Here is a 21,938-nt window from a genome sequence, read left to right as displayed (position 1 = left end):
CCCGTCATGAGACCTCAGGAGAGGGGACCGACCGTGCTGTCCCGCGCCCTCGGCCGTACGCCGTACTACGTCGTCGCCGGAGGGCTGGCCGTCATCTTCCTCTTCCCGCTGCTGTGGAACACCTGGGCGTCGGTCGGCCCGCAGCCCGGCACCGCGCAGGAATCGGGGTACGGGCTCGGCAACTACCGGACGCTCCTCGACTACGACGCGGGCCTGTGGCGGTACCTGCTCAACAGCACGTTCGTCTCCGCGCTGACCGTCGCGCTCACCCTCGGCGTGTCCCTGCTCGGCGGCTACGCCTTCGCCCGCTTCGACTTCCCCGGCAAGAACGCGCTGTTCCTGCTGACCCTGGCCATCCTGATGGTCCCGTACGCCACCCTGCTCATCCCGCTCTACGTCCTGCTCGACAGGCTGCATCTGCAGAACTCCCTGATCGGGCTGAGCCTGGTGCTCGCGATGTTCCAACTCCCCTTCGCCACCTTCATGATGCGGATCTCCTTCGAGGCGGTGCCACGTGAGCTGGAGGAGTCCGCGCTCGTCGACGGGTGCGGCACGGCGGGCGCGCTGCGCCGGGTGCTCCTGCCGGCGGTACGGCCGGGACTGATCACCGTGGGGCTGTTCGCGTTCCTCGCGGCCTGGAACGACTTCATCGCACCCCTGATCCTCATCTCCGACAGCGAGAAGGCGCCGCTGCCGCTGGCCGTCGCCACTCTGCGGCAGCAGAGCATGGGCGCCGTCGACTACGGCGCGACCGAGGCGGGCGTGGTGGTCCTCGCCGTGCCCTGTCTGCTCCTCTTCCTGCTGCTGCAACGGCACTACATCCGGGGCTTCATGTCCGGCGCGCTCAAGGGCTGAACCCGCCCGACCGCCGGAGGACGTGGACGGCCCACCGACGACCGAAGGGACGAACCGAAGGCATGAACAGGTGAGGGACATCGCGGTGACGTCATCCGTCCTGCCCGTCGCGCCGACCCGTGGCCGCCTCAGACCGCTCGGCCTCGACGAGGTCAGGATCACCGGCGGGTTCTGGGCCCGGCGACGGCACACCAACACGACCGCCACGCTCGGCCACTGCCGTGACTGGATGGACCGCGTCGGCTGGACCGGCAACTTCCGGGCCGCCGCCGAGGGCAGGATCGAACGGGACCGGCGCGGCCGGGAGTTCGCCGACTCCGAGATCTACAAACTGCTCGAAGCCATGGCCTGGGAGGCCGCGAACGGCGGCGGCACCCCACTGGACACCGGGATCACCGCCCTCACCGACCTCGTCGCCCCCGCCCAGGACCCGGACGGCTATCTGAGCACCGCCTTCGGACGGCCGGGGCAGCCGGCCCGCTACAGCGACCTCGAAGAGGGCCACGAACTGTACTGCCAGGGCCATCTGATCCAGGCCGGTGTCGCCCAGGCCCGCGCCCGGGGCGAGGGCGAACTCGCGAAGATCGCCCAGCGCGCCGCCGACCACGTCTGCTCCACCTTCGGCCCCGGCGGCATCGAGTCCTTCTGCGGCCATCCGCAGATCGAGTCCGCCCTCGTCGAACTGGCCCGGCTCACCGGCCGGCAGCGCTACCTCGACCAGGCCGCGCTGTTCGTCGAGCGACGCGGCCACGGCACCCTCACCGAGGGCGAGTTCGGCGCCGCCTACTTCCAGGACGACGTCCCGGTCCGCCGGGCCACGGTCCTGCGCGGCCACGCCGTCCGCGCGCTCTACCTCGCCGCCGGCGCGGTCGACGTGGCCGTGGAGACCGGCGACGAGGAACTGCTCGCCGCTGTCGTACGGCAGTGGGAGGCCACGGTCGCCCGCCGCACCTACCTCACCGGCGGCATGGGCTCGCACCACCGCGACGAGTCCTTCGGCACCGACTTCGTGCTGCCCCCCGACCGCGCCTACTCGGAGACCTGCGCCGGGGTCGCCTCCGTGATGCTCGCCTGGCGGCTGCTGCTCGCCACCGGCGAACCCCGCTTCGCCGACCTCGTCGAACGCACCCTGTTCAACGTCGTCGCCACCTCCCCGGCCGAGGACGGCCGCTCCTTCTTCTACGCCAACACCCTGCACCGGCGGCACCGGGGCAGCGCACCGCGACCGGACGTCGACAGCCCCCGCGCCGACTCGGGCCTGCGCGCCCCCTGGTTCGCGGTGTCCTGCTGCCCGACCAACGTGGCGCGCACCCTGGCCCAGCTCCCCGCCTACCTCGCGACGGCGGACGACGAGGGCGTCCAACTCCACCAGTACGCCGACGCCGACCTCGCCACCACCCTCACCGGCGGCCGGGGCGTCGCCCTGCGGATCCGCACCGACTACCCGTCCGACGGCGGTGTGACCGTCCGGGTCGGCCGCTCCCCGGCCGACCCGTGGACCCTCTCCCTGCGGGTGCCCGCCTGGGCGGCGGGCGCCCCCGCGTGGCTGACCGACCCCGACGGCATCCGACGCCCGGTCGCCCCGGGCACGGCGACCGTCACCCGGGTCTTCCGGCCCGGCGACGAACTACGGCTCGAACTGCCCGTCGCCCCGCGCTGGATCCACGCCGACCCCCGCATCGACGCCGTACGCGGCACGGTCGCCGTCCAGCGCGGCCCGCTGGTGTACTGCGCCGAGTCCGTCGACCTCCCGGAAGGGCACGACGTCGACGCCGTACGGGTGGACACGTCCGTCGCGCCGGAGGACGGGCCGTCGGGCGGTGGCCCGGAGGGCGCGGTGGTGGTGGCCGGGGAGGTCGCCGTACGCGCGGGGCGGGGCGAGGCGCCATGGCCGTACGCACCGCTGGAGGAGCACGGCGAACAGCGGCCCGCCGACCCCGCCGGGATCGTCCTCGTGCCCTACCACTCGTGGGCCGACCGGGGCCCCTCGACCATGCGGGTGTGGCTGCCGACGGGGGAGGCGGAGTAGGCATGCGCGGACCACGAAGACGGCGGCAGCGCCGAACCCTGGCCGGAGCGCTGGCCGTCGGGCTGCTCGTCACGCTCGCCGCCGCCGTTCCTGCCGAGGCGGACAACGCGGGGATCGGGTATCCGGTCTACTCCGGATCGGCCGATCCCGTACCGGAGTTGCCCGCCGGCTTCACCGTCCGCCGCACCATGCGCGCCCAGTACGACGCGGACCGGAGAGCCGGGGACGGCACCGACTTCTGGATGGACCGGATGCTGGCCCGCGAGGGCGACGACCCGGCGGGGGACTGGCTGTTCACCCGGGGCCGGGCGGTGTTCATGAAGGAGCACGACCCCGGGCGGCTCGGCTTCGGCGGGAAGGTCGCCTACTGGGAGAGCATCGACAACCGGGCCGCGTACACGATCGACCTGGCCGTGGACGGCGAGCGACTCGCCCTCCGTGAGGACATCAACTCCCGGACGCAGACCCCCAGTCATTGGCGCAGCCAGTTCACCCATGAGGCGACCGGGCTGAAGGTCACGCAGACCAAGTTCATCACCGACGCCAATGTGGCCGTGACGAACCTGGCCCTCGCCAACGGCGGGTCCGGCAGCCGCGAGATCACCCTGCGCGCCTTCTCCCCGTACACGGGCACTGCGGAGGGCCGCGAACTCACCGGCGCGGTGGCCGCGAAGAACAACCTCACGACCGTCTTCCCCCGGCTGAGCGGTGACGGCTTCGCCCCCGAGGGCGAGGCGCTGACGCGCACTCTCACCGTCCCGGCGGGCCGCACCCTCACCACGAAGGTCCAACTCGGCTTCGTCACCGAGGAGATCACCGACTCCCGGCCCGCGTACGACTCCGTGCGCGGGGCGACCCCGGCCGCCGCCTTCCGCCGGCACGTCCAGGCGTACAACCGCTGGTGGGCCGAGAACCTGCCGTTCATGGACCTGCCGGACGACAACATCGAGAAGACGCTCTACTACCGCTGGTGGCTGCTGCGTTACAACTACCTCGACGCCGACATCCCGGGCGGCGACTACCAGTTCCCCACCTCCATGGAGGGCGTCCTCGGCTACAACAACGCCATCGCGCTGACCGTCGGCATGTTCGTCGACGACCTCAAGTACCTGCGGGATCCCAGCTATGCGTACGGGCCGTGGGTGTCGGCCGGTGAGGTGTCGAAGAGCGGCAAGTACTCCGACAACCCCGGCGACCCGGAGAACTGGTCCAACAGCTACACCCAGTACATCTCCGAGGCCGCCTGGCGCTCCTACCAGGTGCACGGCGGCCCGGACGGCATCCCGCGCAACCTCGCCCGGTACGCGGAGAAGGACGTCAAGGGCCAGCTGGCGGCCTACGACCACGACGGCAACGGGCTGATCGAGTACGACTGGGGCGCCATGACCGGCAACGACGCCGACGCGGTGTCGTTCGACTGGAAACCGGGGAACCTGGACCGGGCCGAGTCGGCGTACGTGTACAGCAACGCCACGGCGGCGGCCCGCGCGTACGACGTGCTCGGCGAGACGGGCAAGGCCGAGGAGATGCGCGGGATCGCGCGACGGGTGAAGGACGCGGTCCTCGCGCACCTCTGGGACCCGGAGGAGAAACTGCTCAAGCACCGGCACGTCGCCAGCGACAGCCTGGTGCCCTGGAAGGAGATCAACAACTACTACCCGTACAGCGTGGGCCTGATGCCCACGCCGGACGAGGACCCGCAGTACCTCGAAGCCCTGCGGCTGTGGGCGGACGCCGAGCAGTACCCCGTCTTCCCGTTCTTCACCGCCAACCAGGCCGACAAGGCGGAGGCCGCCGAACAGGGGCACCCGGGGAGCAACAACTTCTCCGTCATCAACTCCACCGTCACCTTCCGCTTCCTCTCCTCGGTGCTGCGGAAGTACCCCAACCGGTACATCGACCGCACCTGGTACAAGAAGCTGCTGTCCTGGAACGCCTGGGCCCACTACGTCGACGGCGACAACAGATGGCCCGACCAGAACGAGTTCTGGGCCGACGGCAGCGCCGACCCGCAGCGGATCGGCTACCGCTCCTGGATCCACCACACCATCCTCGGCACCACCAACTGGACCGTGATCGAGGACGCGATGGGCTTCCGGCCGCGCGACGACCGGAGGGTCGAACTGTCCCCGATCGACGTCGACTGGCCGCACTTCGCCGTCACCGACATCAACTACCGGGGCACCGACGTGGCGGTGATCTGGGACGAACCGGGCGACGGGAAACGGCCGTACGGACGGCAGGTCCCCGAGGGCTACTCCCTGTACCTCGACGGGAAGCTCGCCCTCACCGCCGACCGGCTCACCCACCTCGTCTACGACCCCGTCACCCGCAGGGTGACCCTTCCCGACGGGGGAGGGGCCAAGGTCCGAACGACCGGGCTGCGCACGGTCGTCGCGGCACCGCAGGACGTGGAGTACGGCCGGAAGGACCGGGTCACCGACCTGTTCGCCAAGGCCGGGCAGGACCTCACCGGCACGGCCACGGTCAACCTCGCCGCCGGTGCCACCGCCCGCGCCTCCCACGAGGCCGAGGGCCGGGGCGTGGCCGGGGCGGTCGACGGCTTCACCGTCAACGAGCCCCACTGGGGCGCACGCGGCTCGGGCAACGCCGAGGACTGGTACGAGGTCGACTTCGGGCGGACGAGAGAGGTCGACGACGTCCGGCTGTACTTCGCCGCCGACAAACGGCCGGGCGGATATGCCGAACCCGCCCTCTACACCGTGCAGTTCCAGGACGGTGAGGGGCGTTGGCGGGATGTCGTCCGGGCCGCCCGGACGCCCGTCCATCCCCGGGCCAACCTCAACCAGGTCCGCTTCAAACAGGTGAGCACGCGGAAGCTGCGGGTGCTGATGCGGCACCGCGACGGGCACACCAGCGGCCTCAAGGAGTTCCAGGCCTTCGCCACGGGTGTCCGGCCCCCGGCGGCCCGCAACCACGCCCCCTATGTCGAGGCGTGGCAGGACACCACGTACAGCCGCCCCGGACAGGTGCGGCTGACGGGCGTCGTCGAGGACGACGGCCTGCCGGAGCGGAAGCTCTCCGCCGCCTGGACGATGCGGGACGGGCCCGAGGGCGGCACGGTCATCCTCGACGACCCGAACACCCCGGGCACGGTGGCGCGCTTCACCGCGCCCGGCACCTACACCCTCGAACTCACCGCCACCGACGGCACGTCGACGACAACGAAGAAGGTCGTGGTCAAGGCCGAGGGGCTGTCCGGCGGGCAGGTGAACGTGGCACCCTTCGCGACCCCGACCGCCTCCCACACCTCAGGCTGGGAGTCCGTGGCCGCCATCAACGACGGCCGCGAACCCGCCTCGTCCGCCGACGCCCCGCGCTGGGGGAGCTGGCCGGAGAAGGGTACCCAGTGGGTCCAGTACACCTGGGCGGACCCGGTCCGCGTGGACGGCTCCGACCTGTACTTCTTCCGTGACGCCCAGCCGGGCGCCGGTGACGGGGTCGGCGTTCCGGCGTCCTGGGTCATCGAGTACCGGGACGGCGACACCTGGCGCGAGGTCGCCTCACCCAGCGGCTACGGCACCGCCGAGGACGGCTACAACCGGACCACCTTCACCCCCGTCACGACGACGGCCCTGCGCGCCCGGCTCACCGGGCACCCGAACCTGGCCCTCGGCGTCCAGGAGTGGAAGGTGTACGCGGAGACACCGGAGGCCGTGCGCGAGGTCCACATCCCCACCCCGCGCGGCACGGTCCCCGAACTGCCCGACGAGGTCACGCTCGTGTACGCGGACGGCGGCACCGCCCGCTCACCCGTCGTCTGGCCCGCCCTCACCGAGGAGCAGGTCGCCGAGGGCGGCACGAGCGTACGGGTCACCGGTATCGCCGACCGCGCGTCACGGCCGGTCGACGCGACCGTGTGGGTGCGGCAGACGGACGCCGTGGAGGTCACCGGCGTCGCGGAGGAGCGGATCACCACCCGCGTCGACCGGGCACCCGTACTCCCCGCGACCGTCGTCGCCACCTACAACGACGGCTCCAAGGACAGCCGGATCACCGTCACCTGGGACCCGGTCGAGCCGGAACGGTACGCCGAGCCCGGCACCTTCGAGGTGACGGGGACCGTGGCGGGCACGACGTACCGGGCCACTGCCGCGGTCACCGTGTCGGGGCCGCCGTGACCGGGCCGGCCCTTTGCAGGGGCTGCTCGTAAAGGGCGCGGGGAACTGCGCGGGACCAGCCACGCACCAGCCGCACTCGCCCACCGACAGAAGATCGGAGTCGACAGCATGTCCCAACCCCCCACCCGGCGCAGGATGCTGAGCCTCGCCGCAGGAGCAGCCGCCGCCGGCCCGCTGGCGCAATCCACCTCGCTCGCACACGCCACCCCGTCGGCCCAGGCCGTCACAGCTGCGGCGCCCGTCCCGGCCACCTGGGCGGTCCACCCCTTCCCCCTCGACCAAGTAACCCTCGGCGACGGCGTGTTCAAGGCCAAGCGCGATCTGATGCTGACCTACGCCCGCTCCTACCCGGCCGACCGCATCCTCTCCGTCTTCCGCGCCAACGCCGGACTCGACACCCGCGGCGCCCGGCCGCCCGGCGGCTGGGAGACCGCCGACGGCAATCTGCGCGGCCACTACGGCGGCCACTTCCTCACGCTCGTCGCCCAGGCGTACGCGGACACCCGGGAGGCGGCCCTCAAGACCAAACTGGACTATCTGGTCGGCGCCCTGGGGGAGTGCCAGACGGCGCTGGCGGAGCGCGGCAACCCGAGACCGAGTCACCCCGGCTTCCTGGCGGCGTACCCGGAGACGCAGTTCATCCTGCTGGAGAGCTACACCACGTACCCCACGATCTGGGCGCCCTACTACACCTGCCACAAGATCATGCGGGGCCTCCTCGACGCCCACACCCTGGGCGGCAACGCGCAGGCCCTCACCATCGCCGCCAGGATGGGCGACTGGGTGCACAGCAGGCTAGGAAGGCTGCCCAAGGCGCAGCTGGACCGAATGTGGTCCATCTACATCGCCGGTGAGTACGGCGGCATGAACGAGGTGATGGCCGACCTCCACGCCCTCACCGGCAAGGCGGAACACCTCGCCGCCGCCCGCTGCTTCGACAACACCGCGCTGCTCGACGCCTGCGCCCAGGGCCGGGACGTCCTCGACGGGCGGCACGCCAACCAGCACATCCCGCAGTTCACCGGGTATCTGCGGCTGTTCGACGAGACGGGGGAGGCGCGGTACGCCGAGGCGGCCGGGAACTTCTGGGGCATGGTCGTGGGGCCCCGGACGTACAGCCTGGGCGGCACCGGGCAGGGCGAGATGTTCAAGGCGCGGGGCGCGATCGCGGCCACGCTGGACGACAAGAACGCCGAGACCTGCGCGACGTACAACATGCTCAAGCTCAGCCGGCAGCTGTTCTTCCGGGAGCCGGACGCGGCCCGGATGGACTACTACGAGCGGGGGCTCACCAACCACATCCTCGCCTCCCGCCGGGACACGGCGAGCACGGGCAGTCCGGAGGTCACCTACTTCGTCGGGATGGGGCCGGGCGTCGTGCGCGAGTACGGCAACACCGGCACGTGCTGCGGCGGCACGGGCATGGAGAACCACACCAAGTACCAGGACTCGGTGTACTTCCGCTCCGCCGACGGCGACGCGCTGTACGTGAACCTGTATCTCGCCTCGACCCTGCGGTGGCCGGAGCGGGGGATCGTCCTCGACCAGACGAGCGCCTATCCGGCCGAGGGGGTGCGCACCCTGACGTTCCGGGAGGGCGGGGGCACGTTCGATCTGCGGCTGCGGGTGCCGTCCTGGGCGACCGGCGGCTTCACCGTGACGGTCAACGGGGTGCGGCAGCGGGTCGAGGCCGTGCCCGGGTCGTATCTGACGCTCGGCCGGACCTGGCGGCGCGGCGACCGGGTCGCCGTCTCCGCGCCGTACCGGCTCCGGGTGGAGCGGGCCCTGGACGATCCCACGGTCCAGTCGGTGTTCCTCGGTCCGCTGCTGCTGGTCGCGCAGAGCACGGAGGCCGGGTTCCGCAACTTCTCCTTCTACAAGGACTTCACCCTGCGCGGCGATCTCGCGGACGTGCTCCGGCCCGAGGGCAGACCGCTGCACTTCACCACGCACGGGCTGACCCTCGCGCCGTTCTTCGCCGGGAACGACCTCCGCTACCACGCGTACTTCAGGCGCTCCGAGCCCGTCGTCGTGTTCGGCACGGCCGCCTCCGGGGTGCCGAACCGGGCTCGGGGCGACGGGCTGACCTTCCTCGACGTGCTCTGGGCGCAGGCGCCCTTCGCCACGTCCGAGGCCTTCGTACGGGCGGTGCGCGCCCTCGCCGACGGATGGGTGGCCGAGGGCCGCCTCACCGGCGCCGAACGGGACGCGATCGTCGCGGCGGCGGTCCGGGCGGGCCTGCGGGGCTGACCGCGCGAAGGGCCGACGTGTGAGCAGGCTTGACGTGTACGGGGCGAGATGGGTTTATGGGAGCGCTCCCATAAACCCCTCGCTCCTCGACGCCCACCCCCACCTGGAGTCGCAGTGAGAACTGGAACAAGCACGCAGCGAAGGAACCCCCGCAGCGCCCTCGGCGCTCTCCTCACCGGCCTGGCGAGCCTGCTCGCGCTCACCCTCCTCGGCGTCCTCGCCCCGACAGCGGCCCTGGCCCGGTCCGCGCCCGAAGTCCGGGCCACCGGCCTGCACATCGGCGGCGGACGGCTGCTGGAGGCCAACGGCAACGACTTCGTGATGCGCGGCGTCAACCACGCCCACACCTGGTACCCGGGCCAGACGCGGTCACTGTCCGACATCAAGGCGCTGGGCGCCAACACCGTCCGCGTCGTCCTCTCCGACGGGCACCGCTGGACGAGGAACAGCCCCGCCGACGTCGCGAGCGTCGTCGCCCAGTGCAAGGCCAACCGGCTCATCTGCGTCCTGGAGGTGCACGACACCACCGGATACGGCGAGGAGGCCGCGGCCGGCACGCTCGACCACGCCGCCGACTACTGGATCAGCCTCAAGGACGTCCTCGCCGGCGAGGAGAACTACGTCATCGTCAACATCGGCAACGAGCCCTGGGGCAACACCAACCCCGAGGGCTGGACCGCCCCCACCAAGGCCGCCGTGCAGAAGCTGCGGGCCGCGGGCTTCCAGCACACGATCATGGTGGACGCGCCCAACTGGGGCCAGGACTGGCAGGGCGTCATGCGCGCCAACGCCCGGTCCGTGTACGAGGCCGACACCACCGGCAATCTGATCTTCTCCATCCACATGTACAGCGTCTTCGACACCGCCGCGGAGATCACCGACTACCTGAACGCCTTCGTGAACGCCGGACTGCCCCTCCTCATCGGCGAGTTCGGCGGCCCCGCCGACCAGTGGGGCGATCCGGACGAGGACACCATGATGGCCACCGCCGAGCAGCTCGACCTCGGCTATCTCGCCTGGTCGTGGAGCGGCAACACCGACCCGATCCTCGACCTGTCGATCGGCTTCGACCCGACGCGGCTGAGCGCCTGGGGCCAGCGGATCTTCAACGGCGCCAACGGCATCGCGCAGACCGCCAAGGAGGCCACGGTCTTCGGCGGCGGCACCCCGGGCGACACCCAGGCACCGACGACCCCCGGCACCCCCACCGCCTCGGCGGTGACGGCGACCTCGGCCACGCTCTCCTGGACCGCCGCCACCGACAACGTCGGGGTCACCGGTTACGACATCGTCCGCGTCAGCGGCTCCACCGAGACCAAGCTCGCGGCCTCCACCACCAACTCCGTCACCCTGACCGGCCTCACCGCCGACACGGCGTACACCTTCGCCGTCTACGCCCGTGACGCCGCCGGGAACCGGTCGAACCGCTCGGCCACGGTGAACGTCACGACCGACGAGGGCGGCTCCACACCCACCGGGAACTGCTCGGTCGCCTACCGGGCCACCAACGAGTGGCAGGGCGGCTTCCAGGGCGAGATCGTCATCCGCAACACCGGCACCACCGCGATCAGCGGCTGGACCCTGGCCTTCACCTTCGCAGACGGCCAGACCGTCACCAACATGTGGGGCGGCACGCCCACCCAGAGCGGCGGCGCGGTGAGCGTGAAGCCCGTCTCCTACACGAACACCATCCCGGCCGCCGGCTCCGTGACGGTCGGCTTCATCGGCGCCAAGGGCACCACCAACACCGCGCCGACGACGTTCACCCTCAACGGGGCCACCTGCGCGAGCGGTTGACCCCGGGGCACGAGCCGACCGGCGGGGACCGTCACCGGTCCCCGCCGGTCACCTCAGCGTCGTACGAGCGCGATCCGGTACGTCCGGGTCCGCGTACCGTCCTCGCTCGTCACCGTGACGACGGCCGAGGCGCTGTCGCCACGCTCCACCTCGACGGTCGCGTACGGGTCCCGCGCCGTCGCCGTGACCTCCGCCCGGCTCGGGTCGTCCGTGACCACCCGGTAGGCGGTGGTGTCGGGGTCGAACGACCCGATCGGCTCGCCGGCCACCTCGACGGACCCGGCGGCGGCGTCCGAGGAGACACCGGGGGACTTGGCGTACACCTCGATCTCGCCCAGGGTGATGTAGCCGCCCGGCCGCGCGGTCATGACCACGCGGACGCCGGTCACCGGGCCCGCGTCGAGCGGGACGTCGATCACCGGGGTGCCCTCGGTACCGACCGCGACGGACCCGCTCGCGTCGGTCCACGGACCGTTCTCGGTGGCCCGGACCTGCACCTTCAGGCTCTCCGGGAAGGAGATATTGGTGCCGTCCCGGTGGAAGTGGGCGACGACCCGGGTGAGGTCGCGGGCCTTCGGGAGGCCGAAGGTGATGGTGTCGGACGGGTTCTTGGTGCCCGACCTCCAGTTGGACCAGGCCTTCTCGGCGGTGGTCCCGTTGCGCAGCCGCTCGGCCGAGTAGCCGCTCTCCGTGAAGGTCGCGGCGACCGAGACCCCGGTGTCGGGCGCGATGTTGGCGGCCGTGCCCTCGGTGACCTGGACACGTACGGTCGCGGTGGCGGTGGAGCCGTCCACGATCCGCGCCGTGCCGGACAGGGTGACGACACCGGTCTCGTCGAACGCCCCCTCGGGGGCCGCCTCCCAGGTCACCGGGAGGGTGGTCCGGCCGCCGTGCCGGCCGACGCCGACGACCGTCGCCGGGAGTTCCGGAGCACCGCCCACGAACGTCTTGGCGCGTCCCGCGACGGTCGAGGCGACGGTGTCGACGGTGACGAGCGCCTTCGCCCGGACCTTCCGGCCCAGCGCGTCCGTCGCCTCACCTCTGACGCGTACGGTCCCGGGCTTGCGCCACTTGCGGTCCGACGGCACGTCCCACACCACGGGCAGCGAGCCACGGGCGCCGTCCGGGAACACCGGGGTCACCGTCTCCGGCAGCCTCGGCGGAAGCCCCGGCACGGTGAACGCCTCGGCCTGCTCGGTGCTCAGCACGGTCTCGTCGGACACGGCCCAGCGCTGGTTGGCGGCCGAGGTCGGGGTGTACGTCGACACCTTGGCGCCGTCCGCCGACGACTGCCCCGTGACATCGAGGAGACGGCCGGTGGCGGCGTTCACGAACGTCCAACTGCCGTCGCCCGTGGTCGACATGACCCACTGAGCGGCGTCGGGGACCGCACCGTCCGCCGGGTCTTCGAGGACGGCCTGGTTGTCGCGTACGGCGAGCCGCCCGCCGGTGTCCGCGTTGGTGAGCGTGTAGCGGGCGCGGTTGCCGCTGCCGGGGGTGAGCCGCTCCACGGACCACAGCTGACGGGCCTGGGCCGCGTCGGTGGTGCGGAGGACGACTCCGGTGCCGTCCTCGGACGGGGCCAGCGACTTGCCGCTCTGCGCCCCCTGGAGGCGGTGGACGTGGCCGGGCTGGACGAGGGCGGCGTCCTTCGCCACCCCGCCGACACCCTCGACCAGGAAGGTGGTGACGGACTTGGCGGGCACGTCGAGCGTGGCCGAACGGTCCTTCACCGGCACCGGTGTTCCCTCGACGAGGGCACCGGCGTCGCTCGTCACCACGGGCGTGACGGTGGCGTCGGAGGAGAACTTGCGGAAGCGCGAGAGGTCGAGGGTGACGGAACGCGCGGTCGTGCCGCTGTTCACATGGACCACGGTGGCCGCGCGGCCGGACTCCTTGACGGCGGCGACGCTGGACGGGTCGTCGACCTTCACGAAGTGGTCACCGGGGCGGATGTGATGGGTGAAGTTCCGGATGGTGTGGAACTTGGAGTTGGCCCGGATCGGGCAGGTCTCCAGGGTGTCGGTGGCCGTGCAGTTGAACGGGACATGGATGCTGCCCCAGTTCTTGCCGGCCGCCGCCTGCGGGATCGAGTCCTCGATCGGCTGCCAGAACACCCAGGCGGAGGGCTCCAGTTCCCGCATGTCGTCGACCATACGGGTGGCGATGCCGAGGCCCGGTTCCATACTGGTGAAGTCGCTGCCGGTGCCCCAGGTGCCCTCGACCTCGCTCATCCAGAGCTTCTTGCCGGCGCCCTTGGCGATGTCACGGGCGGCGGTGCGCATGCCGGTGCCGTAGGTGTGCACATTGAGCTGGGGCACCGCCGCCCGCGCGGAGGCGTCGTAGGCGTTCCAGTTCTGGGTGAAGATCGTGGGGTTGGTCTCGTCCATCGCGGAGATGTCGGCGTCGGTCGCCGCGCCCCGCAGCGCCTTCTCCAGGGCCAGGACCACCTTCTGCTGGAGCGCCGGGCCCGCGTGCGCGCCCTCCTGACGGCCGCCGGTGGGCTGGCCGTTCGCGCCGATCTGGGTGCCCCAGTAGTTGGTGTTGGGCTCGTTCAGCGGCGCGATGGTGTCGAAGTCGATACCGTGCTCCTCTTCGAGGCGCTCGGTGACCTTCACCAGATAGGTGGCGAACTCGTCGACACGGTCCGCGCGGATCTGGTCCGTGTTCGCGTCGAAGCCGCCGGAGACATAGCCGCTGACGGTCTGGAACCAGGGCGGCGAGTTGCTGAACGCCTCCCAGGTGTCGACCTTGTCCTTGATCTGGTCCACCCACCAGCGCTGGCCGGAGTCGGCGTCCCAGTTCCAGTGCTCCGGGTCGTTCGGGTCCCACCACTCCATGTCCTGCCGGGTGGTGCCCTCGGGGGCCTTCCAGAAGCCGTCCATCGTCGCGCCGGCCTTCATGTAGTCCTTGCGGACGTCGGGGGCGTTGCCGCCGCCGATGTTGTAGCGCGCGATGGTCAGACCGAGGCCGTCCTCCCCGAACAGCATGTCGACCAGCTGTCTTCGGATCGGCTCCGGGTAGTTGCCCGTGGCGTTGGCGAACCAGACGAGGCTCGTGCCCCAGCCCTCGAACTCCTGCTGCTGGTACGACGGGTCGACGCGGACGGTGACCGCGCTCGGCGCCGCCGAGGCGGAGACCGCCGTGTCCGCGCTCGCGGTGGGCGCGGCCATGAGGCTCGCGCCGAGGACCCAGGGGGCCATGGACGCCAGAGTCCGGACGATGCGATGTCGTGGGGTCACGACACTCCTTTCCACACCACAGAGGCGGCGCGATTTCGTTGACATGCCCAAAACACGTGCTTAGCATTCAGGAAACTGAAAGCGCTTTCTAGCCCTGGTGTGCAGGAATTCCCCCCCCGACCTCCTCCCCCCCCACGAAAACCGGAGGCATTCCCATGAACTCACCGCGCAGGAAGGTGGTCGTCGCGGCGCTGGCGGCGGCGCTGCTCGCCGGACCCGGTGTCGCGCAGGCGGCCCCGCAGGCCGCGCCCGTACCCGCGGAGCGGGCGGCGGCGGCCACCATCACCTGGACCCTCGTCCGGGCGAGCAACCCGACGCAGGACCAGCAGTCGGCGTACGCCACCATCACGGCCGCCATGAACGCGGCCGTCGCCCGCTACAACAACCTCAGCGACCTCGGCAAGACCATCACCGTCCGCTACGAGCCGGGCGTCCCGACCGCCGACGGCAACATCAACGGCACCATCCGCTTCGGCTCCAACCGCAGCTATATGAACGAGCGGACCGCGCTGCACGAGATCGCGCACACCATCGGCGTGGGCACCAGCGCGGGCTGGTCGCGGCTGGGCGGCACCGGCACCTGGACCGGCTCGCGGGCCACCGCGCTCGTCCGGCAGTACGAAGGGGCGAGCGCGAAGATCTCCACCGGGGGCGGCCACTTCTGGCCGTACGGGCTCAACTACGACAACGAGTTCTCCGGCACGGCGGCCGACCGGCATGTGCGGATCGTGTCCGCGATGGTGGGCGACGGGCTGTAGCCCGCGTGTCAACTCGGCCTGTGGCGGTGGAAGTTGGTGCCTGGTGACAAAGGTGCCGACGGTGGCTGCGTTGTTGTGAGCATGGGACGGTGGGGTCGCTCGCGCGGTCCTACCGTCCCCGCATGAACACGAGTCGCAGCAAGGGAAAGAACCTGAGAGCGCTGCGCGGCGCAGCGCGTCGCGGTGGAGGGTGCCGAGGGCGAGGGCACCGGGGGCGTTGTCCGTGATCGCCCGGGTCAGGACGGGGTGGGGGGAGAGTTCGAGGAAGGTGGTGTGGCCGTCCGCCGCGGCTGCGGCGACGGCCCGGTCCAGACGCACGGGCCGCCGCAGGTTGGCAGCCCAGTGCGCGGCGTCGAACACACAGTCGCCGCGCGGGTCGTCCAGCACGGTGGAGCAGACGGGGACTTCGGGGCGTCCTCCCCGGATGTCGGCCAGCTCCGCCGTCAACTCGACGAGCAGCGGCTCCACCTGCGGGGAGTGCCCGGCCCCGACCACCCGCATCGCCCGCGCGGCCCGCCCCTCCCCCTCCAGCCGGCGCACCAGCCGGGCCACCGCCTCCTCGTCCCCGGTGACCACCTTCTGGCCGGGCGAGGAGTGCACGGCGACCCACACACCCGGGAAGTCCCGCTCCAGCGCGCCGAGTTCGGAGTCGTCGAGGTCCACGACCGCCATCGCGCCGCCCTGCGGCCCGCTGAGCAGCCGGGCCCGTACGGCGACCACCCGGGCCGCGTCCGACACCTGCAGCGCGCCCGCGCACACCGCGGCGGCCACCTCGCCCAGGGAGTGGCCGATGATCGCGGCGGGCTCCACCCCGTGCGCCCGCCACAGCTCGGCGAGCGCCAACTGCGCACAGAGCAGCACCGGTTGGGCGACCTCCAGGCGGTCCAGGGGGCCGCCGGAGGACAGCTGGTCGTGGAGGGAGAGCCCGGCGCGTGCGTAGGCCGTCGTCAACAGGGCTTGCTGGGCTGCCGGGTTGGGGGCCAGGAGGCCGTTGGAGCGGCCGTCGGAGTTGACGGCGGTGGCCCGGACGACGGCGAGGATCCGGTCACCGTCGCGTTCGGCGTCGGACAGCCGCTTCAGCAGCACCGCCGCACAGCCCTCGCCCCGGCCGATGCCGTCGGCCGCCGCCGAGAACGGCTTGCACCGGCCGTCCGGCGCGAGCGCGCCCGCCCGCCGGAACGCCACCGTGACGGTCGGGGACAGCAGCAGATTGACCCCGGCGGCGATCGCGAGATCGCTCTCGCCCGTGCGCAGACTGACACACGCGTGGTGCACGGCCACCAGCGACGACGAACACGCCGTGTCCACGGCCATGCTGGGCCCCCGCGCGTCCAGCACGTACGACAGCCGGCCCGCCGCCACGCTCAGCGCCCCGCCGGCCGGCGCCCAGGGGTCGACGGCGCCCGGGTCGGCGCCGGTGAGCTGCCCGTACTCCGGCGCGGAGACCCCGACGAACACCCCGGTGGCGCTGCTCGCGAGGGACCCGGCCGGGACGGCGGCGTGGTCGAGGGTCTCCCGTACCACCTCCAGCAGGATCCGCTGCTGCGGGTCCATCACCGCTGCCTCGCGCGGGCTGATGCGGAAGAAGTCCGCGTCGAATCCGGCGACATCGTCCAGATTGCCGCCGTAGGGGAGCGCGTCGGTGGGCGGGTACGGCGTGAAGTCCCGCCACCGGTCCTCGGGGACGCGCCGGATCGCGTCCACGCCGTCGAGCAGCGACCGCCAGTAGTCCGCCGGGCCGTGCACACCACCGGGCAGCCGACAGCCGACCCCGACGACGGCCACCGGCTCACCGGGCATCACGGGCGGGGGGTTGAGGGAATTCACGGGCCTCACGGGTCTCGCGGGTGTCCTGGGGGTGGTCACCCGGACCCGGGCGTCGGCGTGCGCCGCCGTGTCGCGCAGGCGGGCCACCAGCGCGTCCCCCGTCGACGCCTCCCACAGCAGGGTCAGCGGCAGCTCACGGCCCGTGGCCCGCGACAACTCCCCGGCCAGCACGACCGCGTCCCGCGAGGACATCCCGAGATCCGTGAACGGCCGGTCCATGGGCACGTCCTCGGCGGCCGAACCGCTCCACGCCGCCACCCGCTCGGCGATCAGCCGCCGCAACGCGCCCTCCTCCCCGGCGCCGACCCGCCGCCACGGCGTGCCCTCGCCGTCCCCCACGACCCTCATCCCTCGGCCCCCACCGCGTAGGCACCCGCCAGATACCGTTCACGGGTCAGCGCCCGCGCGACCTTTCCGCTGGAGGTCCGGGGCACCGTGCCCGGTGGGACGAGGACCACGTCGGAGAGCCGCAGCCCGTGCCGTGCGGAGACGGCCGCGCGCACGGTCCGGACCAGGCCGGGGACGTCGATGTCGGCGAGCGGCACGTTCCGGGGATGCTCCGCGACGACGACCACCCGCTCCCCGCCGCCGCCCGGCACCCCGAACGCGGCCAGCCGGTCCCGCCGTACGGCCGGATGCGCGTCCTGGGCCGTGGCCTCCACGTCCTGCGGATAGTGGTTGCGCCCGTCGACCACGATGAGATCCTTCAGCCGCCCGGTGACGATCAACTGCCCGTCCAGGACCGTCCCCAGATCACCGGTCCGCAGCCACTCGCCCGGCCCCGTCGTGGCATCCGCGAGCACGGCGCCGAAGACCCGCCGCGACCGCCGGTCCTGGTTCCGGTAGCCGCGCCCCACGTTGGGGCCCTGCACCCAGATCTCGCCGACCTCGCCCTCCGCCAGCGCGGCCCGTGACACCGGGTCGGCGATCCGGACCCGCTGGCCCGCCGGAGCGCCGCAGCCCGCCAGCAGCACGGCCCGCGGATCGTCGGGCCGCGCGGGCAGCGCCTTGCCGGTGGCCGGCGCGTCACGGTCGAGCGCGAACCCGCGCATCGGCCGCCCGGGGCGGGCCGCGCACACGAAGACGGTCGCCTCGGCCAGCCCGTACGACGGGCAGTGCGTCTCCGGGGCCAGGCCCTGCGCGGCGAACGCGGCGTGGAAACGGTCCGCCGTGCCCGGCCGCACCGGCTCGCTGCCGTTGATCAGCGCGGTGACACCGTCCAGCCGCAGCCCGGCCTTCTGCTCCTCGGTGACCGTCGAGACGCAGTAGTCGTAGGCGAAGTCGGGCGCCGCGCTCAGCGCGCGAGGGTGCGCCGCCAGCAGCCGCAGCCAGCGCACGGGCTCGTGCAGGAACGCCATCGGATCCATGAGTACCGACAGCAGCCCCCGCACCACCGGCGCCGCGACACTCAGCACCAGCCCCATGTCGTGGTAGAGCGGCAGCCAGCCCACACAGGTCACCGGATGCGCGTCGGCACCGTAGGCGGCCAGCGCCTGGCGGGCGTTGGCGACGACGTTGGCGTGCGTGATCTCCACGCCCGCCGGGGTACGGGTCGAGCCGGAGGTGTACGCGGTCGTTGGCGCCCGGCTTCGCGAAGTGGTCGCCCCGGGAGGTACCGGCGGCGCACTCCTCCTCGATCAGTCCACGGCACGCGGCGGACGCCCGGTCCACGACCGCCGGATCGGTGAACGCGCCCTTGAGCACCACGATGCCGGGGCCGTCCAGCAGGGTCCTGACCAGCTCGCTCCGCACGGTCCGGCGGCCCTCGGGAGTGGCCGTCAGGGCGCGGAGCCGGTCGCTGTCGTAGAGCGGCACGTTCCGGTCGATCCGTTCGGCCGAGGGGTGGTCGGCGGGGTCGGTGCTCCGCTCCACGAGCGCGCGGAACGTGTCGAGATCGCAGTCCGCCTCGGTCAGAGAAGAGTCCTCGTGAATGCCACGCCCCCGACCACGACCACACCCATGACGCCGCCCCCGACACCGGCCCCGGCGAACGCCCCGCGAGAACGGCGGACCGCGACGCTCGTCATGGCCTGCGTCGGCGTGTTCGTCGCCTGTCTGCCGGTGACGAGCGTGTCGGCGAGCCTGCCCGCGATCCAGCGAGCCCTCGGCGCCTCGACCTCCCAACTCTCCTGGGTGTCCGACGCGTTCGTGCTCCCGATGGCCGCGCTCATCCTCACCGCCGGTGTCTTCGGCGACGTCCACGGCCGCAAGCGGGTCTTCCAGGCGGGCCTCGCCCTCAGCGGCGCGGGTGCCCTCGTCGCCCTGTGCGCGCAGTCCGTGCAACTGCTCTGGGCCGGTCAGGCCCTGGCCGGGCTGGGCTCGGCCGCCCTGCTGCCCAGCACCCTGGCCCTGATCAGCCACGCCGTCCCGGACCCGCGTGAACGGGGCCGGTTCATCGGACTGTGGGCCACGTCCCTGACCGCCGCGCTGGCGCTCGGCCCCGTCATCGCCGGTGTCGTCCTGGACCACTTCGCCTGGTGCTGGATCTACCTCCTGCCCGTCCCCGCCTCCCTCGCCGCGCTGGTCTGCGCGGCGAAGCTCCTGACCGACTCCCGGGCCCCGGGCAACCGCCGACCGGACTGGCCCGGCCAGTTCACCGCCGCACTGACGATCACCGCACTCGTCTTGCTCCACCGCTGTCTGAGCGAGAGGATCGGCGCCCTCGAAGGAGTCCGGTCCGTCGAGACCACCCTGACCCTCCGTCAGGTCAAACAGCTCACCTACGAACCCGCACGCTGACACCCGGACGGCGTGCGGGGCTCACGGGAGTGTCCGACCCGGGACGGCGGTGCGCGCGACATAGCGTGGCCCGCGCAGATGACGGCGGACCCGGGATGGCGCGATGTGCTGGAGTGCGACGGCCGATCTCGTGGCGGGCGCCGGTGTCGGAGCCGTCGGCGTGGCCTGTGCGGCGCTGGTGCGCGACCGGCGGGATCTGCCGCTCGCGGCGCTGCCGCTGCTGCTCGGGGCCCACCAGATCGTGGAGTCGGCGGTCTGGTCCTCGCACGGCGGCAGCGGGCCCGCCACCGTCGCCTGGGCCGTCATCGCACTGCCGCTGCTCGCCGTGTGGGTACCGGCGGGCGTGTGGTGCGCGGCCCCGCCGGCCGCCCGGACCCGGCTCACCGCGCTCCTCGCGATCGGCGTCGCGACCGCCGCCGCGCTGGCCCATGGCCTCGCCACCGGCCCGGTGACGGCCGAGATCCGGGGCCGTACCGTCGGCTACACGGTCGACCTCTCCCACCCGGCCCTCCTCGCCGCCGGCTATCTCCTCGCCACCGTCGGCTCCCTGCTCCTCTCCGGCGACCGGCGGCTCCTGGTGCTCGGCGTCCTGGCCGCCGTCGGCGCCGCGATCTGCTGGGCGCTGTGGCGACTGGAGTTCGTCTCGACCTGGTGCGCCTTCGCCGCCGTCTGCTCGGTGGTGCTGCTCGGCTGGGTGCGCGCACGACGGCGGCCGTGCTCCGGGGGCACCGCGGATCCTTGGTGAATCAATCATCCACCGAACTGTTGACTTCCGGCTTGTCCAGCCAGAGGATTTCGGAGGTGACACATTCCGCCGCCGGGCCCCTCGGCCCGGTCCTCCCCGCGGCCCTCGACGAGGCAGCACACCGCTGCCTCGTCGCGGGCTTCGACGGTACGACGACCGTCCCCGACACCCTGAAACGGCTGATCGACCGCGGCCTGGGCGGGGTCATCCTGTTCACCCGCAACATCCGCGACGCCGACCAGGTCCGCGAACTCACCGGCACCCTGCGGGCGTTGCGCCCGGACCTGCTGGTGGCCATCGACAACGAGGGCGGCGGCATCGGCCACCTCGTCGCCGCGGGCGCCCCCGAGGTGCCCGGCTCCTGGGCGCTCGGCGCCGCCGACGACCCGGGCCTGACCGCCGCCTGCGCGGACGCCCTCGCCGGGCATCTGCTCTCGCTCGGCATCACCGCCTCCTACGCCCCCGTCGCCGATGTCCAGAGCCGCCCCGAGAACCCGATCGTGCGCACCCGCGCCTTCGGCGGCGACCCGGAGCTGGTCTCCCGGCATCTGCGGGCCTGGATCGAGGCCACCGAGGCACGCGGCGTGGCCTCCTGCGCCAAGCACTTCCCCGGCCACGGCGGCACCGTCACCGACAGCCACCACGAACTGGCGGTCGACCCACGGCCGTACGAGGACCTCGACCTCGCGCCCTTCCGGGCCGCCGTCGACGCGGGCGTGCCCATGCTGATGAGCGCGCATGTCGTCTTCCCGGCCCTCGACCCCGACCGGCCCGCCACGCTCAGCCCGCGCATCCTCTCCGATCTGCTGCGCGGCGAACTCGGCTTCGACGGCGTCCTCGTCAGCGACGCGCTGGAGATGAAGGCCATCGCCGACCGCTACGGCGAGGCCGCCGGCGCCCGGCTCGCGCTCGCCGCCGGGGCGGACCAGGTCATCGTCGCCGTACCGGATCTGGAGGTCACCCTCGCCTGCCGGGACGCCGTGCTCGACGCGCTGCGGACGGGCGACCTCGCCGAGGAGCGGGTGACCGAGGCGGCGGAACGGGTACGGCGGCTCGCGCTGGGGTACGCGGTGCCGTTCCGGCCGGGTGCCGCGGGCGGGTGGGACGCGGATGCCGGGCTGACGGCGGCGCGACGGGCCGTACGGCGTGGGGGGTCGTTGCCGGGAGCGGTGCCGGGCGCCCATGTCGTCGACTGCTTCCCGCCCCCGCATCCCGCCCTCAACTGGGGCGGGGAGGATCTGCTGACCGAGGTCCGCGCCCTCGACCCCACCGCCACGGGGACCGCTGTCGCCGGGGAGCCGGACGACATCGGGGCCGTCGTGGGGGAGGTGCTGCGGGCCGCCGGGGCGCGTCCGCTGGTCCTCGCCCTGTGCGACGCGGAGCTCTACCCCTGGCAGGGGCGCCTCAGGGACGCGCTGCTGGGGGTGCGGCCGGATGCGCCGGTGGTGTCGACGGGGCTGCCCGAGGTGGGTGACGTGGTTGCCGCGTATGGGAGGGGGCGGGTGAATCTGCGGGCCCTTGCCGAGGTCCTGGTGGGGCGCACGGCCTGAGCGA

The 21,938-nt window shown here is 72.5% G+C and carries 9 protein-coding genes and 4 pseudogenes; 9 read left to right on the top strand and 4 right to left on the bottom strand.

Annotation, left to right across the window (positions count from 1 at the left end; genetic code table 11):
• Positions 1 to 33: 33 nt before the first annotated feature.
• The 5 genes from F9278_RS05395 (at position 34) to F9278_RS05375 (ending at position 11,073) form a co-directional block, all read left to right on the top strand.
• Positions 34 to 855, top strand: a complete 822-nt coding sequence (locus tag F9278_RS05395; RefSeq protein ID WP_152173712.1) for a carbohydrate ABC transporter permease — start codon at positions 34 to 36, stop codon at positions 853 to 855.
• 85 nt (positions 856 to 940) lie between these two features.
• The gene (locus tag F9278_RS05390; RefSeq protein WP_152167233.1) at positions 941 to 2,884 is read left to right on the top strand and encodes a glycoside hydrolase family 127 protein; all 1,944 of its coding nucleotides are present in this window, start codon (positions 941 to 943) and stop codon (positions 2,882 to 2,884) included.
• A gap of 2 nt (positions 2,885 to 2,886) precedes the next feature.
• On the top strand, positions 2,887 to 7,026 hold the full coding sequence (locus F9278_RS05385) for an Ig-like domain-containing protein (RefSeq protein ID WP_152167232.1): 4,140 nt from the start codon (positions 2,887 to 2,889) through the stop codon (positions 7,024 to 7,026).
• Between the two features lie 108 nt (positions 7,027 to 7,134).
• Positions 7,135 to 9,276 carry a glycoside hydrolase family 127 protein gene (locus F9278_RS05380; protein WP_193241377.1) on the top strand — a complete coding sequence of 714 codons (2,142 nt, stop codon included), beginning with the start codon at positions 7,135 to 7,137 and terminating at the stop codon, positions 9,274 to 9,276.
• Between the two features lie 114 nt (positions 9,277 to 9,390).
• Positions 9,391 to 11,073 (top strand): cellulase family glycosylhydrolase, encoded by a 1,683-nt coding sequence (locus tag F9278_RS05375; protein ID WP_152167231.1) that lies wholly within the window; start codon positions 9,391 to 9,393, stop codon positions 11,071 to 11,073.
• A gap of 53 nt (positions 11,074 to 11,126) precedes the next feature.
• Here F9278_RS05375 and F9278_RS05370 read toward each other — a convergent pair whose 3' ends face one another.
• Positions 11,127 to 14,276 (bottom strand): glycoside hydrolase, encoded by a 3,150-nt coding sequence (locus F9278_RS05370; RefSeq protein WP_152173710.1) that lies wholly within the window; start codon positions 14,274 to 14,276, stop codon positions 11,127 to 11,129.
• Between the two features lie 194 nt (positions 14,277 to 14,470).
• Between F9278_RS05370 and F9278_RS46895 the strand changes: the two genes are divergently transcribed.
• Complete coding sequence (locus F9278_RS46895; protein WP_152173709.1) at positions 14,471 to 15,073, top strand: hypothetical protein; 603 nt, start codon at positions 14,471 to 14,473, stop codon at positions 15,071 to 15,073.
• A gap of 189 nt (positions 15,074 to 15,262) precedes the next feature.
• On the opposite strand, the pseudogene F9278_RS05360 reads toward F9278_RS46895, so the two are convergent.
• The 3 pseudogenes from F9278_RS05360 to F9278_RS46890 all read right to left on the bottom strand — a co-directional run.
• Positions 15,263 to 17,248, bottom strand: a pseudogene (locus F9278_RS05360) (beta-ketoacyl synthase N-terminal-like domain-containing protein); the annotation flags it as partial.
• A pseudogene (locus F9278_RS05355) lies at positions 17,245 to 18,468 on the bottom strand (AMP-binding protein); the annotation flags it as partial. The pseudogenes F9278_RS05360 and F9278_RS05355, both read right to left, overlap by 4 nt.
• Positions 18,452 to 18,832 (bottom strand): annotated as a pseudogene (locus F9278_RS46890) (phytanoyl-CoA dioxygenase family protein); the annotation flags it as partial. The pseudogenes F9278_RS05355 and F9278_RS46890, both read right to left, overlap by 17 nt.
• Before the next feature lie 27 nt (positions 18,833 to 18,859).
• Between F9278_RS46890 and F9278_RS05345 the strand changes: the two are divergent.
• From F9278_RS05345 to F9278_RS05335, 3 genes and pseudogenes are all read left to right on the top strand, one after another.
• Positions 18,860 to 19,525 (top strand): annotated as a pseudogene (locus F9278_RS05345) (MFS transporter); the annotation flags it as partial.
• A 217-nt stretch (positions 19,526 to 19,742) separates the two neighbouring features.
• Positions 19,743 to 20,384: a DUF6629 family protein gene (locus tag F9278_RS05340; protein ID WP_152167230.1), complete on the top strand. Its 642-nt coding sequence runs from the start codon at positions 19,743 to 19,745 to the stop codon at positions 20,382 to 20,384.
• A gap of 56 nt (positions 20,385 to 20,440) precedes the next feature.
• Positions 20,441 to 21,934 (top strand): glycoside hydrolase family 3 N-terminal domain-containing protein, encoded by a 1,494-nt coding sequence (locus tag F9278_RS05335; protein WP_152167229.1) that lies wholly within the window; start codon positions 20,441 to 20,443, stop codon positions 21,932 to 21,934.
• Positions 21,935 to 21,938: the final 4 nt, after the last annotated feature.

The sequence above is a fragment of the Streptomyces phaeolivaceus genome, from assembly GCF_009184865.1.
Lineage (GTDB): Bacteria > Actinomycetota > Actinomycetes > Streptomycetales > Streptomycetaceae > Streptomyces > Streptomyces phaeolivaceus.
The sequence above is the reverse complement of the archived record's forward strand: the minus strand, read 5'-3'. Positions and strand labels throughout refer to the sequence as shown.

Coding starts and splice junctions, on each gene's coding strand:
- F9278_RS05370 (WP_152173710.1), bottom strand. CDS start 14,276: ATGGCCCCCTGGGTCCTCGGCGCGAGCCTCATGGCCGCGCCCACCGCG.
- F9278_RS05340 (WP_152167230.1), top strand. CDS start 19,743: ATGTGCTGGAGTGCGACGGCCGATCTCGTGGCGGGCGCCGGTGTCGGA.
- F9278_RS05385 (WP_152167232.1), top strand. CDS start 2,887: ATGCGCGGACCACGAAGACGGCGGCAGCGCCGAACCCTGGCCGGAGCG.
- F9278_RS05380 (WP_193241377.1), top strand. CDS start 7,135: ATGTCCCAACCCCCCACCCGGCGCAGGATGCTGAGCCTCGCCGCAGGA.
- F9278_RS46895 (WP_152173709.1), top strand. CDS start 14,471: ATGAACTCACCGCGCAGGAAGGTGGTCGTCGCGGCGCTGGCGGCGGCG.